We start from the raw sequence: 14,058 nt of genomic DNA on the forward strand, positions 1-14,058 counted from the left end.
GCCAACAGCTTGAGCGGTTTCCCGCGCAAATTTTGATCACAGAGTATAGGTCCCCAATCGATGGAAGAGCAGTACAACCCCTCCGCAATCGAAGCCTCTGCCCAGCAGTTCTGGGAAGAACAGCGCAGCTTTGAAGTGACCGAGGACGCCAGCAAGGAAAAATTCTACTGCCTGTCCATGTTCCCCTATCCCAGCGGCAAGCTGCATATGGGGCATGTGCGCAACTACACCATCACCGATGTGATCACCCGCTACCAGCGTATGCAGGGCAAGAATGTGCTGCACCCGATGGGCTGGGACGCCTTCGGCCTACCAGCGGAGAACGCCGCGATCCAGAACAAGACCGCGCCGGCCAAGTGGACCTACGCCAATATCGACTACATGAAAGGCCAGCTGAAGGCGCTCGGCTTCGGCTTCGACTGGTCGCGCGAGCTGGCCACCTGCCAGCCGTCCTACTACCGCTGGGAGCAGTGGTTCTTCACCCGCCTGTACGAGAAGGGCCTGGTATACAAGAAGAACTCCGCGGTGAACTGGTGCCCGCATGATGCGACGGTGCTGGCCAACGAGCAGGTCGAGGACGGCTGCTGCTGGCGCTGCGGCACCACCGTGGAGCGCCGCGAGCTGGCGCAGTGGTTCATCAAGATCACCGATTACGCGGAAGAGCTGCTCAACGACCTGGACAAGCTGCCCCACTGGCCGGAGCAGGTGCGCACCATGCAGCGCAACTGGATCGGCAAGAGCAAGGGCGTGGAACTGTCGTTCGCGCTGCCGAAGACCGTCGCCGGTGTCGATCACTTCGACGTCTACACCACCCGCCCCGACACCCTGATGGGCGTGACCTATGTGTCGCTGGCGGCCGAACACCCGATCGCACTGGAGCTGGCCGAGAGCAACGCGGAACTGAAGACGTTCATCGCCGAGTGCAAGAAACAGTCCCTGTCCGAGGCCGATATGGCCACCATGGACAAGAAAGGCATGGACACCGGGCTCAAGGCCATCCACCCGATCACCGGCGACCAAGTGCCGGTGTGGGTCGCCAACTACGTGTTGATGGATTACGGCTCCGGCGCTGTGATGGCGGTGCCGGCCCACGACCAGCGCGACTGGGAATTTGCGCGCAAGTACGACCTGCCGATCGAGCAGGTGGTAGCTCCGGCCAATGGCGAAGAGATCGATCTGGATAAAGAAGCGTTCACGGAAAAAGGCGTACTGGTCAATTCCGGCGGCTTCGACGGGCTCGACTTCCAGGCCGCCTTCGACGCCATCGCCGCCGCGCTGGAGTCCGCCGGCAAGGGCCGCGTGACCACCAATTACCGCCTGCGCGACTGGGGCGTATCCCGCCAGCGCTACTGGGGCGCGCCGATTCCGATGTTCAACCTGCCCGATGGCGGCGAGATCCCGGTGCCGGCGGACAAGCTGCCGGTACTGCTGCCGGAAGACGTGGAGCTGGACGGCGTGCAGTCGCCGATCAAGGCCGATCCCGAGTGGCGCAAAGATGAATTGAACGGCGAGCCGGTGGAGCGCGAAACCGACACCTTCGACACCTTCATGGAATCCAGCTGGTACTACGCCCGCTACACCTGCCCCGATTTTGAGCAGGGTATGCTGGATCCGGAGCGCGCCAACTACTGGCTGCCGGTGGACCAGTACGTCGGTGGTATCGAACACGCGATTCTGCACCTGCTGTATGCGCGCTTCTTCCACAAGCTGATGCGCGACGAAGGCCTGGTCAACAGCGACGAACCCTTCAAGCAGCTGCTGTGTCAGGGCATGGTGCTGGCAGAATCCTTCTACAAGGAAGCGAACGGCCACAAAACCTGGATCAATCCCGCCGACGTGGATGTCGAGCGCGATGATAAGGGCAAGCCGATCCGCGCGGTCGAGCGCGCCACCGGCGAAGAAGTGGTTACCGGTGGCGTGGTCAAGATGTCCAAGTCCAAGAACAACGGTATTGACCCCCACGCGGCCGTGGAGCAATACGGTGCCGATACCGTGCGCCTGTTTACCATGTTTGCCGCCCCGCCCGAGCAGACTCTCGAGTGGCACGACGCCGGTGTCGAGGGCGCCAGCCGCTTCCTGCGCAAGCTGTGGAAAACCGTGCACGGCCACGTTGCCGCCGGCGGCACCGCCGCGGATATCGACCAGGCTGCGCTGGACGATAAACAGCAACAGCTGCGCCGCAAGACCCACGAGACCGTCCAGAAAGTGGGCGACGACTACGGCCGCCGCCAGACCTTCAACACCGCTGTGGCCGCGGTGATGGAACTGCTCAACGAAGTGGGCAAGCTGGCCGACCGCGACAGCGCGCCGGGTCTGGCGGTGGAACATGAGGCCCTGCAGGCCGCGGTGCTGCTGCTGGCGCCGGTCACCCCGCATATCTGCCACCAGCTGTGGCAGGCACTGGGCAACAGTGCGCCGCTGGTGGATGCCCCCTGGCCGCTGGTGGATGAAAATGCCCTGGTGCGCTCCAGCATCACCCTGGTGGTGCAGGTCAACGGCAAGGTGCGCGCAAAGCTGGAAGCCCCGGCGGGCGCCGACAAGGAAGCACTGGAAAAACTCGCACTGGCCGACGACAACGTGCAGAAATTTATCGGCGACGCCACCGTGCGCAAGGTGATCGTGGTGCCGGGCAAGCTGGTCAATATCGTTGCCAAATAAGTCGCCAAATAACGGGGCTACCCAATAACAAGGGCCGGAGCTCAAACCGGGGCCCGATAGGAAGGCCCGGCTGCCGGGGGCTGCTTGAGAGACGATTGCCGATCAGGCTGTCGAGCAAGCGGCCCCCGGCAGCCGGGCCGCCCAAACCGACCCAAGCGCCCAATCCCGGTCCACGGAATCGAATCATGCAAAAAGCTTTCTCAACACTTTTCGTCATCCTGCTACTCGCCGCCATAACCAGCTGCGGCTGGCACCTGCGCGGCGCGCCGAAAAACTTTCCGCCGGGCAGCAAGCTGTATATCACCAGCCAGGATCCGCGCAGCGATATCGCCGAGAGCCTGACCCGCCTGTTGCAGAGCGGCGGCCTGCCGATCGCCGAATCGCCCCAGGAGGCGGACTACGCGCTGACCATCCACAAGGAAACCGAGCGCAGGCGCACCGTGTCTGTGGACGCCCGGGGCCGCGCCTCCGAGTACGAGCTGATCACCAGCGCCGTCTACAGCGTGCAGGACCGCAGTGGCAATGTACTGCTGAACAATGCCGAGGCCGACGTCTACCGCACCCTGGAGTGGGACGACAACCAGGTGGTGAGCAAGGGCGAGGAAGAACGCCTGCTGCGCGAGGAGATGCGCCGCGAACTCATTGGCCGCATTATCGACCGCCTGCGCCGCATCGACGTCGACGCCCCGGCGGAAGATAGAAGTTACTGAGGCCACCCAGCGCAATGCGAATTCCCCCCCGTCAGCTATCGCAGAACCTGAACAAGGGCTTGCTGCCGATCTATCTCGTTTCCGGCGACGAGCCGCTGCTGGTGCAGGAATGCTGTGACAGCATCCGCGCCGCCGCGCGCACGCAGGGATTCAGCGAACGCGAACTGCTGCATGCGGAAAACAATTTCGACTGGGGGCAGCTGCTCGCCTCCGCCGGCAGCATGTCACTGTTCGCGGAAAAGAAACTGATCGAGGTGCGCCTGCCGAACGGCAAGCCCGGCGACAAGGGCAGCAAGGCCCTGCAGGAGTTCGCCGCCGTGGCCGGCGACGACCTGGTATTGTTGCTGGTGCTGCCGAAACTCGATCGCTCGCAGCAGAACAGCAAATGGGTCAAGGCGCTGGACCAGAAAGGCGCCTTGATCCAGGTGTGGCCGGTGGACGCGCAGGAAATGCCGCGCTGGATCCACCAGCGCCTGCGCGCGGCGGGGCTCGACGCGGAACCGGAAGCAATCCAGATTCTGGCCGAGCGGGTGGAGGGCAACCTGCTCGCCGCCAGCCAGGAAATCGAAAAACTCAAACTGCTGAGCGCCGACAACCTGATTACCGCCGCCACCATGAGCGACGCCGTCGCCAGCTCGGCGCGCTACGATGTGTTCGGGCTGATCGACAAGGCCCTCGCCGCCGATGCCGACGGCGCGGTCAAAACCCTGCACGGCCTGCGCGCCGAGGGCGTGGAAGCGCCGGTGGTACTGTGGGCGCTGGCGCGGGAGATCCGCAGCCTGCTGGAAATCGGCGAGAAAATTGATCACGGCCAGCCGCTGGCACGGCTGGTGCGCATCCAGAAACGCCAACCGCTGGTACAGGCGGCGCTGGCGCGGTTGCGCCCGCGCCAGCTGGAGGGCCTGCTGCTGCGCGCCCGCGCCGTCGACGCCGCAATCAAGGGTGGCAGGGACCAGGATCCCTGGGTCGGTCTGCTGGAGCTGACGCTGAACCTGTCCGGCAGGCGCAGCGTCTGAATTTTGGCCCCGGCGGGCCGGGTCTCACGCCGCAGCTCACCGCTGGGTGCGCCAGCGATGGCGCAGCCTCCCCGGCCCCTGTCCGCCGGTGTCACCCCACTCTCTTCAGCCGGCCCCGCGAGCGCCATCTTCCGCTGCGACGCCATGACCGGCACGGGCCTTGCCCGCCCGCTTCTCCGCGTCTATCGCTTCCAGCAGCCCCTCGCTGTCGCTGTCACCGGGTAGTTGCCAGAACATGATCCCACCCAGCCCCTCCTCTCTGGCGTAGCGGGTCTTCAGTGTTACCGAGCGCCGGTTATCAAACGTGGCATAGAGGTGCTTGTCGGCGTTGTAGGCGAACGGCGCTTTGGCCCGATCATCCCACAGCAGTTTGTAGCCGTGCGCCGCGTCGTAGCTGTGCAGGATTTCGCGGTAAGGCAGCCCCGCCACATGCACACCGGGCTCGTAGCGGCCGTCTCTTTGCGGCGCAACCTGCTTCCACACACGGGAATAGAAGGCCGCACCGATCACAATCTTGCGCGCCGGCACCCCGCGCCCCAGCAGGAAGCGCACGCCGTTGTCGACGGAATCTTTCTGCCGCGCGGTCGAATACAGCGGGCTGTGATGGCCGGTGACGGTGCTGAAGCCGTTGACCAGATCGTATGACATCAAGTTGATATAGCTGACCAGTGGCGCCAGCGCGCGCCAGTCCACCGCCTTGTGCAGATACTCGTCGAAACCGCCGGCGGCAAAGGTCAGCAGGGTATCGTCACCCAGGGTGGCGCGCAGCTCGCGTACCAGTGCGGTGAAATGTGCGCGGTCGGCCGCGCTATAGGCGTGACCCGGATAGCCGGCGATGGACGGGTACTCCCAGTCCAGATCGATACCATCGCCGCCGTACTGCTGCAGGGTTTTCAGCACCGACTGCGCAAACGCGCGGCGATTCTCGGCGTTCGCGAACACCGGCGAGCAGGTCTCGCAACCGCCCCAACCGCCGAGCGAAAACATCACCTTCAGCCGCGGATGGCTTTTTTTCAGCGCCACCAGGCGGCGATAGGCGGCGATCGCCTCGGCGCTGTCGAACGCCACGCGGTTGCCGTCCAGATGTACGAAGCTGAAGATCACATGGGTCAGCCTGTCGAAGTCGTAGCGGGCCAGATCGCGGCCATCGCCGGTGTAGTAACCGATCACTGCCAGCTCCTGCGCCGGCGCCGAATCCCGCGCGGCCGCACCGCTCTGCGCGGCCTGAACGGCGCACGCAGACAGGCCGATCCACAGCGCCGCCAGCCAATAAATGCCCTTGCTCATTTCCTTCCCCCCTCATTTTTTGGCAATGGTTGTGTCCGGACCGATAATAACGGCACCGGGAACCGGATGACAACGCTGTCAACAATCAACCGCACTAACGGGAAGCCATAACAATCCAGCGTTCGCGGTTTTGGACTGCGGCGCAATGGTCGCCGTCACATATGATCAAGACCGCTGACGCGCAAGTCAGTAGCATGTCTGCTCAACGGCTGATTGCGACTACCCTTGCTACACAGACAGCGCCTTTCGAGATGTGCAAAGAGAACCACCATGCCCGACCACAAGTTCCCGTCTGAATTCGCCTGTACCCACGAAGTCTTTAACCAGAGCAAGGCGCTGACCGGCCACAACCTCTACGCCGGTGACGCGGCGCTGCGCGAAGCCGTGCAGCGCTATGGGGGACACTGGGCGGAAGACGATCTGCAGCGCTACGGCGAAGTCTGCGGGCGACGCGAATGGATCGAGCGCGGCTACGACGCCAACGAATTCAAGCCCACCTTCGACAGCCACGACCGCATCGGCAACCGCATTGACCTGGTGCGCTACCACCCGTCCTACCACCAGCTGATGCAGCTGGCACTGAGCGAGGGCCTGCACAGCGCGCCCTGGACAGATCCCGGCCCCGGCGCCCACGTCGCCCGCGCGGCCAAATACTACCTGCACTCGCAGGTGGAGGCCGGCCACGGCTGCCCGATCACCATGACCTTTGCCTCGGTGCCGTCGATGCGCCTGAACCCGGCACTGGCCGAGGAGTGGTTGCCGAAAATCACCGATCGCGGCTACGACTCGAGCAACCGCCCGTACACCGACAAGAGCACAGTCACCATCGGCATGGGCATGACCGAGAAACAGGGCGGCTCCGACGTGCGCGCCAACACCACCACTGCAGTACCCGGCGGCGACGGCACTTACGAACTGGTGGGACACAAGTGGTTTACCTCGGCGCCCATGTGCGACGCTTTCCTGGTACTGGCCCAGGTGGAGAGGGGAACGACGCCCGGTGGCCTGTCGTGTTTCCTGGTGCCACGCTGGCGCCCCGATGGCAGCAAAAACCCCATCCAGGTGCAGCGCCTGAAAAACAAGGCCGGCAATGTCTCCAACGCCTCCTCGGAAATCGAGCTGCGCGGCGCGCTGGGCTGGCTGGTCGGCGAAGAGAGGCGCGGTGTCAACGCGATTATCGAGATGGTCGCCGTGACCCGCTTCGACTGCATGATCGGCTCCTCCGCCGGCCAGCGCCAGGCGGTGGTGCAGGCGATTTACCACGCCAGCCAGCGCAGTGCCTTTGGCGAGACGCTGATCGAGCAGCCGCTGATGCGCAATGTGCTGGCCGACCTGCAGCTGGAAGTCGAGGGCTCGGTCGCCATGACCATGCGCATGGCACAGGCCTTCGACCACCTCGGGGAAGAGCGGCAACAACTGTCGATGCGCCTCGGCACCGCGGTGGGCAAATACTGGATCTGCAAACGCACCCCGCACCACGCTTACGAGGCAATGGAATGTCTGGGCGGCAACGGTGTGATCGAGAATTTTATTACCGCGCGCCTTTACCGCGACGCCCCGATCAATGCCATCTGGGAGGGCTCGGGCAACATCCAGGCACTGGACGTATTGCGCGCGGTGGACAAGACCCCGGCGGTACTCACCAACTGGCTGGATGAAATCGAGCAGAGCCGCGGCGCCGATACGCGTCTGGACAGGGCCATCGATGGTCTGAAAAAACAGCTGGCGGACAGGGACCAGCTCGAATACCGTGCCCGCCACCTGGTGGACCAGCTGGCGCTGACGATGCAGTGCCACCTGCTCGCCCAGGGCAGCCGCAGTGCCGTGGCCGAGGCCTTTATCGCCTCGCGCCTCGACGCCCGCGGCGCCCACAACACCGGTACCCTGCCCGCCGGCGTGGACGTGAACATGTTGATCGAACGCGGCAACCCACTGGTGTCCTGAGCGCCGGTTTTTATTCAAGAGGGTGCGGAACTGGCATCAGGGAATCCGCTCCGCCATCTTCAGGTTGCTGGTCAGCGCGAGCCCGGCCCGGACTCCAGCGCGATTCGACTCCGGCTGACTCTGGCCGGCCCTGCGCTTTTCGGTGAGCGTCGCAAACGGATCCTGATCTGGCCCATAAACCGCAGCAGTTACTGCCTGCCCGTTTCGGCAAAATGCGCGGTAACCGGCACGCCAAAATCCCCTCAATATTTCCCCACCGCCTCGGTCACTACCCCGCCCACCAGGCCCAGGGCGAGCAGCGCAAAAAACCGCCGCAGGCCCGCGTCTGCCGCCTTCATTGCGCCGAAGCCCGCGGCAATATAGCCGACCACCAGTATCAACTTGATCAACAGCCAGTGGGTGTGCAGCGGCGACAGGCGGTAGAGCACCGCGAGACCGACGCCGCTACCCAGCAGCAGGGTATCGATCAGATGCGGGGAAACTTTCGCCCATCGGGTCTGCACAAACTGGGCACGCATTTCCCGCGCGACAAGGCGCGCGGCAAAAAAGCTGACCGAGGTGGCCGCCAGCGCGATGTGCAGATATTTGAGCCAGAGAATATTCGCCATCTTAAAATTTCCGTACCTCTGACCATGACAGGACATTTGTCCTGGAAACCAGATTGACCTCAGTCGATCGCGCCATTGAAGCTGTAAAAAAACTGCTCCGCCGTGCGTCCGCTGTGGTTGGCGCGCAGCAGGGCGAACTGCTTGGCGGCCGCGTGCAGGGCGTCGCGGTCACCGCAGTAATCGCCGAAGTAGCTGTCGACCATTTGCAGGTAGGTACTCCAGTCGGCCGGGTAAAAACTCAGCCACAGGCCGAAGCGGTCCGCCAGCGACAGCACCTCCTCCACTGTATCGCCGTGGTGCAGTTCGCTGCCGACAACCTGCGTGCGCGCGTTGTCATCGGCACTTTCCGGCAACAGGTGGCGGCGGTTGGAAGTGGCGTAGAGCAGCACATTGTCCGGCGGCATTTCCAGCGATCCCGCCAGCACCGTTTTCAGGTGTTTGTAGCGGGCGTCGCCGGGTTCGAACGAGAGGTCGTCGCAGAACAGAATAAAGCGGTAGTCCTGCGCGGCCGTACTATCGAGCAGGTCGAGGATCTCCGGCAGGTCGTCGAGGTCGTGCAGGCTGACTTCGAGACAACGCAGGCCGTCGCCGGCAAATTCGTTCAGCAGCGCGCGCACCAGGCTCGATTTACCGGTGCCGCGCGCACCCCACAGCAACGCGTGGTTGGCGCGCTCGCCGCGCAGGAAGCGACGGGTGTTGTCCAGCAGCTGCTGCTTCTGGTGATCGATGCCCACCAACTGATCGAGGCAGGTAGGATCGAGGCGGGTAACCGGCTTCAGCTGCGCGCGCCTGGCGCGCCAGATGGCGGCGTGAATCGATTTCCAGTCAGGTGAAGACATCGGTGCGGCGTTTTTTCGGCAATGTTGGAATGGCGCAGCGTAAAACAGTCCACGACCCCCGCCAAGTAATCCCCCCGCCAGCAAGCCGCGAACCGATTGGCGACTCAGGTTGCACATATGCGACACGTGTCGTACAGTGAATACATCAGTCACAAAGCAGGCCGCCATGAAACAGCAACCCTCAGCCTCAGAGCTGGCCATCCTCAAGGCCCTCTGGCAACAGTCGCCCCTCAGCGCGCGTGAAATCCATCAGCGGATTGAAGACCAGCTGGGCTGGTCCTACTCCTCCACGCGCAAAACCCTGGAACGCATGCAGGACAAAGGCCTGCTGCAGGCCTTCGAAGTACACGGACTCAAGGTGTTCGAGGCCGGCGCGGACAAGGTCGAGACCCTGGCCGCCTATGCGCGGGATTTCGCCGAGCGGGTTCTGGAAATCAAGGGGCCGGTGCCCGCGTCTTTCTTTGCCGGCAGCGGGCTGCTCAGCGACGCCGAGCTGAAGGAGCTGGAAGCGTTGCTGGCGCAGGGAGACAGCGCGACCGGAGGCAGCAACAAAGGAGACCGGAATGAATGATTGGCTCGCCCAGCTGGCCCTGTCCAGCCTGATTTCCGTCGCTGTCGGTTTGGCATTACTCGGCACACTGGCGCTGCTGGCCCGTCGGCTGGTGTGGCTGCACGGCTGGCGCGAACCCTGGCTGGCGGCGGCGGTACTGACCTTCGCCAGCTTTGTGTTGGGGTTCCTGCCCGCCGGGGAAACGGCGCCGGGTATCGCGCTGAGCCTGCCGGCGTGGACAGCACCGGTCGCGGCGGGCGCCGATGGTATTGCGCTCACGGCGACAACCGCCGACGCGGCTGACTCCTGGCGCTGGGGGCTCCTGGCCTGGGGTCTGCTCTGGGCGCTGGGTGGCGCCATCAGCGTGGGCCGCCTGGTATGGGGGCAGCGGCGACTGGCCCGGCTGCTCAGGCACGGCAGGTCGCTGCCGGCAACGGGCGAACTGGCCCGCCACCTGGGTGTACGGGATGCCCCCGCGAAATTGCGGCTGGTGTTGGTGGAAGCGCAGATCTCTCCCTTCGCGACCGCCCTGCCGGCACCGACCCTGGTGCTCAGCCAGTGGACCCTCGACAACCTGTCGCTGGAGCAGATCCGCCTGGTGGTGCGCCACGAACTGGAACACCTGGCGCGGCGCGATCCGCTGGCGGTACTCGGCCTGCAGTGCATGGCGGCACTGCTGTGGTTCAACTGGCCGCTGAAAGCGCTGGCGAAACGGGCCGTGGATGCCCTCGAGCAGGGGTGTGATGAACAGGTACTCGGAGAGGAAAACCAGAGTCGGCGAAGGGCCTATGCAGAGGCAATGCTCAAGACCCTTCGCCAAACCGCGACAGCTCACGGCAATGATCCTGTCGCGGCCTTCTCAAAGCAAAACCCTCTATCACAAAACCAAAGGAGCTTCACATTGAGAATACGGCATATTCTGAACGGCAAACCGAGCGCCCGCAAGGGCTCCAACAGGGCCCTATGGTCCCTGACCCTGGCCGGCGGTGCCTTGATACTGGGGCTACAGCCACAGCTGGCACAGGCCGGCAAGGTTGCGGAAGCCTTCATCAACCCGCTGCCCGAGGCCAGGGTCACCTCCAGCTTCGGGATGCGCGCCTGGCCGATCAAGGACACACAATACAAGCAACAGCGCCTGCATCGGGGCATCGACCTGGCCGCACCCAGCGGCACCCCGGTGCAAGTGCCCGGCGCCGGCGTGGTGACCTTTTCCGGTACCATGGGAGACCACGGTGAAGTGATCATCATCGATCACGGCAAGGGCGTGGAGACCCTCTATGCGCATCTGGACAAACGTCTCGTGCGCAAGGGCGACAGGGTCGAACAGGGTCAGGTTCTCGGGCTCGTGGGCAGCTCCGGCAAGGCTACCGGTCCGCACCTGCACTGGGAGTTGCACCGCAACGGCAAGCTGGTGGATCCGGCCAGCCAGGTGCCGGCTCTGGCACAACAGAAGCCGTAGACCAGCGAGGCGCCTGCGGGCGCCTTGTCTGCTTCTTTACCAGGGCAGCACACTGCCATCCCAGAACAGCAGTTTGCCGCTGTCCTCGGCCTCCAGCTTCTCCAGCACATCGACGATTCGCGCGGCGCTCTGCGCCGGCGTATAGAGCTTGTCCGCGGCAATATTTTGCTGGAAGGGTTTGGACAGCGTGGTGTCTGTGGTGCCCGGGTGCACGGCAACCACACAACTGCCGGGCACGCGCCGGCCCCACTCGATCGACAGGTTGCGCACCAGCATATTCAGCGCCGCCTTGCTCATGCGATAGCTGTACCAGCCGCCGAGAAAGTTGTCGCCGATGCTGCCGACCTTGGCCGACAGCGACGCCCACAGCAGCGGCCGGCGCCGCTGCAGCAGCGGTGCCAGTGCCCGGGCGACATGGATATGGGTGAGCACATTGACGCGCATCGACTGCAACAGCCAGTCGTCGTCGCACTGTTCGAGGGATTTTTCCGGGCCGTGGCGATCCGAGTGCAGCAGGCCGCAACAGTGGATCACCCAGTCCGGCAACTCTGGCTGGGCGGCGATAAAATCCCGTGTTTCGGCCATGGACTCCGGCTCGGTCAGCTGCGCACACAGGTGCGCGCCACCGCGGTCGGCAAAGGGCGACTGCGGCGCGCGGCTGATGGTCAGCAGCTGCAGTTGCGGGTGGCGGCGCAGCAGCTCAGCGCCGATGGCGCAGGCGAGTCCGCCGCTGGCACCCGCAAGCAGTACGGATTGCGGCTTGGAAAAATGCATCCAGCCTCCCTGCCGGATTTTGCTGTCGGCGCCGCGGGTTCAGCCGCGGGCGGATTTGGACGTTTTGCCTTTCGGTTTGTCCGCTGACTTGTCCGCAGGTTCGTCGCGCACCACGCGCAACAGCGGCTCGTCGGAACGGAAGATCAGGCCATGAATCTCGGTGGCGTTCTGCCCCTGCAACAGCTGCTGCAGGTATTGCACGATCGGCGCGGAGATTTCCTGGCCCGGCACCAGTACCGGAATGCCCGGCGGATAGGGCACGATCTCATCAGCGCTGGTGCGGCCCACCAGATTGCGCGCCGCCTCGATGCCGTTGTCCATCAGCGGCAGCTCTTCGGTGTCGGCAAAGTAGGCGTCCGCCGGCAGGCAGGTGAAACGCGTGAACTCCGGCAGGCGTCGCGGCGTCGGCGCGTGGGAGCGCTTGCGCGGGCTGCGCGCCAGCTGCTTGAACGCGTGAATCAGCCGCAGCAGTTTGCTCTCGGTGCTGCCCAGGGTCACCAGCACGCTGACAGTATTGTAGGTGGTCTTCTCCACCTGAATACCGTACTGGTCGAACAGCTTGATCTGCATCTCGTTGCCGGAGAAGCCACTGGCGGAGATATCGATGGTGACCTTGGTCGGATCGAGACGGATGTTGTCTCCCGCCAGCGGCGCGGCGATCAGGTCATCGCGGGTCAATGCGCGGAAGACGCCGGTCTCATCCACGGCCTTGCGCAGGGTCTTGACCATCTGCAGGCACTGCTCGAGGCGCCCGTAACCTTCCATCGCCACCTGTTTGCGCGCCACGTCCAGGCTCGCAATCATCGCGTATTGCGGGCTGGTGGACGCGTGCATGTTGAGGTTTTCGCGGAAGCGGTGATCGTCGAAATCCGGGTCCTGCACGTGGATCATGCTGGCCTGGGAGAAGGCCGACAGCATCTTGTGCGTACTCTGGGTCACATAGTCGGCACCGCACTCCAGCGCGGTCGGGCGCAGTTCCGGGTGGAAGTAGCCGTGCGCGTACCAGGCCTCGTCGACCAGCACCTTGACACCGCGCTCGTGGGCCAATTCGATGATCGGTTTCAGGTCGTAGCGCAGGCCGTCGTAGGTACAGGAGGTCAACACCAGCAGGCGCGCGTCGCCGTGCTCGTCCAGTGCCTGTTCGATATCGGCGCGCTTGACCGGGCCGTAGATACCGAACTCCGGGTGCAGCACGGATTTCAGGTACACCGGCTCGCAGCGGTTCATCACGATCGCGTGGTGGACCGACTTGTGGCAGGCCTGGTCGACAATGATCTTGCCGCCGCCGCCGAGAATCTGCTGGATCACTACCTTGTTGGCAGTGGAAGTGCCGTTGGTCAGGAAAAAGGTGTGTTCGGCCCCAAACGCCTGGGCGGCCAGGTCCTGCGCCTCCTGGATCACCGAGTGCGGTTCCAGCAGGCTGTCGAGTACCTGCACGGATACCGACAGGTCGGTATTGAACACGTGCTCGCCCATAAAGCGGTAGAAGTCGCCAACCCAGGGACTGTTGCGCAGGCTGTCGCCGCCGGAGTGACCGGGCGTATGCCAGGCGTCGCGGGCAGAGAAAACGTACTCTTTCAGCGTGTCGGCAAAGGGCGTGGAAGCGCGGCGGGCGACGAACGCCTGCACCAGGCGGAACATCTGGTTGAAGTTGCACTCGCGGCGGTCGAACAACTCGTCGAAGCGCTGGCGCACCGATACCGACAGATCGCAGCCCTGCGCCACCAGGAACACATTCAGCTGCGCGCGCAGGCTGTGCAAGCGATCCACCAGCGCCTCGGCCGCGGCCAAACCGCCGGCGTCAGCGCCGGCGTCGACGATCAATGCCTGCAGGGTATCCTGCCGCAGCGCCAGCTGTTCCGCCGCGGCGCTGGTCACCGACTCGAACTGTAATCCGTAGGGATTTTCGTGCTGTGCAGCGGTGACGTTCAGGGCGCCGACCCAGGTGTCGACCAGCTCGCGGTCGTCGCTGACCAGCGCCACGCGGCACTCCAGCGGCTGTACTTTTTCGCTCAGGTTGCCCAGATCAGGCATCTTCAGTTCCAAACCCATATTCGTTATCCATCAGCATAGCCCGGCGTTGCCTGGCGGCCGCTGTCTCGTCCATCGTTTAACTTTTTGATTTTATTTAGCTTTTCAATCGGGGCCGAGGCCCCGCCAATAGATGGGAGGAGATACTAAAGGAGGCGGACGCGGATTTCCGCGAACTGGCG

At 64.0% G+C, this 14,058-nt stretch carries 11 protein-coding genes; 6 read left to right on the top strand and 5 right to left on the bottom strand.

Annotation, left to right across the window (positions count from 1 at the left end):
* Window positions 1-60: 60 nt before the first annotated feature.
* The 3 genes from leuS to holA all read left to right on the top strand — a co-directional run bounded on the left by leuS (window position 61) and on the right by holA (window position 4,384).
* A complete protein-coding gene (gene leuS, locus ABDK11_RS14415; RefSeq protein ID WP_346837211.1) occupies window positions 61-2,658 on the top strand; it encodes a leucine--tRNA ligase in 2,598 nt (865 codons plus the stop codon).
* Between the two features lie 185 nt (window positions 2,659-2,843).
* Complete coding sequence (gene lptE / locus ABDK11_RS14420; protein ID WP_346837212.1) at window positions 2,844-3,368, top strand: LPS assembly lipoprotein LptE; 525 nt, start codon at window positions 2,844-2,846, stop codon at window positions 3,366-3,368.
* A 14-nt stretch (window positions 3,369-3,382) separates the two neighbouring features.
* Window positions 3,383-4,384: a DNA polymerase III subunit delta gene (gene holA, locus ABDK11_RS14425; RefSeq protein ID WP_346837213.1), complete on the top strand. Its 1,002-nt coding sequence runs from the start codon at window positions 3,383-3,385 to the stop codon at window positions 4,382-4,384.
* Window positions 4,385-4,489: 105 nt separating this feature from the next.
* On the opposite strand, the gene ABDK11_RS14430 is transcribed toward holA, so the two are convergent.
* A complete protein-coding gene (locus ABDK11_RS14430; RefSeq protein WP_346837214.1) occupies window positions 4,490-5,671 on the bottom strand; it encodes a glycoside hydrolase family 18 protein in 1,182 nt (393 codons plus the stop codon).
* 270 nt (window positions 5,672-5,941) lie between these two features.
* On the opposite strand from ABDK11_RS14430, the gene ABDK11_RS14435 reads away from it, so the two are divergent.
* Window positions 5,942-7,615, top strand: coding sequence for an acyl-CoA dehydrogenase family protein (locus tag ABDK11_RS14435; RefSeq protein ID WP_346837215.1), 1,674 nt, complete (start codon window positions 5,942-5,944; stop codon window positions 7,613-7,615).
* 242 nt (window positions 7,616-7,857) lie between these two features.
* Here ABDK11_RS14435 and ABDK11_RS14440 read toward each other — a convergent pair whose 3' ends face one another.
* Window positions 7,858-8,223, bottom strand: coding sequence for a SirB2 family protein (locus ABDK11_RS14440; protein WP_346837216.1), 366 nt, complete (start codon window positions 8,221-8,223; stop codon window positions 7,858-7,860).
* Window positions 8,224-8,282: 59 nt separating this feature from the next.
* Window positions 8,283-9,062, bottom strand: coding sequence for an ATP-binding protein (locus tag ABDK11_RS14445; RefSeq protein WP_346837217.1), 780 nt, complete (start codon window positions 9,060-9,062; stop codon window positions 8,283-8,285).
* 166 nt (window positions 9,063-9,228) lie between these two features.
* Here ABDK11_RS14445 and ABDK11_RS14450 point away from each other — a divergent pair, with 166 nt between their 5' ends.
* The gene (locus ABDK11_RS14450; RefSeq protein WP_346837218.1) at window positions 9,229-9,633 is read left to right on the top strand and encodes a BlaI/MecI/CopY family transcriptional regulator; all 405 of its coding nucleotides are present in this window, start codon (window positions 9,229-9,231) and stop codon (window positions 9,631-9,633) included.
* On the top strand, window positions 9,626-11,071 hold the full coding sequence (locus tag ABDK11_RS14455) for a M23/M56 family metallopeptidase (RefSeq protein ID WP_346837219.1): 1,446 nt from the start codon (window positions 9,626-9,628) through the stop codon (window positions 11,069-11,071). The genes ABDK11_RS14450 and ABDK11_RS14455 overlap by 8 nt, the downstream gene beginning before the upstream one ends.
* A 36-nt stretch (window positions 11,072-11,107) precedes the next feature.
* Here ABDK11_RS14455 and ABDK11_RS14460 read toward each other — a convergent pair whose 3' ends face one another.
* Window positions 11,108-11,845 carry an SDR family oxidoreductase gene (locus ABDK11_RS14460; protein ID WP_346837220.1) on the bottom strand — a complete coding sequence of 246 codons (738 nt, stop codon included), beginning with the start codon at window positions 11,843-11,845 and terminating at the stop codon, window positions 11,108-11,110.
* A gap of 39 nt (window positions 11,846-11,884) precedes the next feature.
* Window positions 11,885-13,897, bottom strand: coding sequence for an aminotransferase class I/II-fold pyridoxal phosphate-dependent enzyme (locus tag ABDK11_RS14465; RefSeq protein ID WP_346837221.1), 2,013 nt, complete (start codon window positions 13,895-13,897; stop codon window positions 11,885-11,887).
* Between the last annotated feature and the right edge of the window lie 161 nt (window positions 13,898-14,058).

This window comes from Microbulbifer sp. SAOS-129_SWC (genome assembly GCF_039696035.1).
GTDB lineage: Bacteria > Pseudomonadota > Gammaproteobacteria > Pseudomonadales > Cellvibrionaceae > Microbulbifer.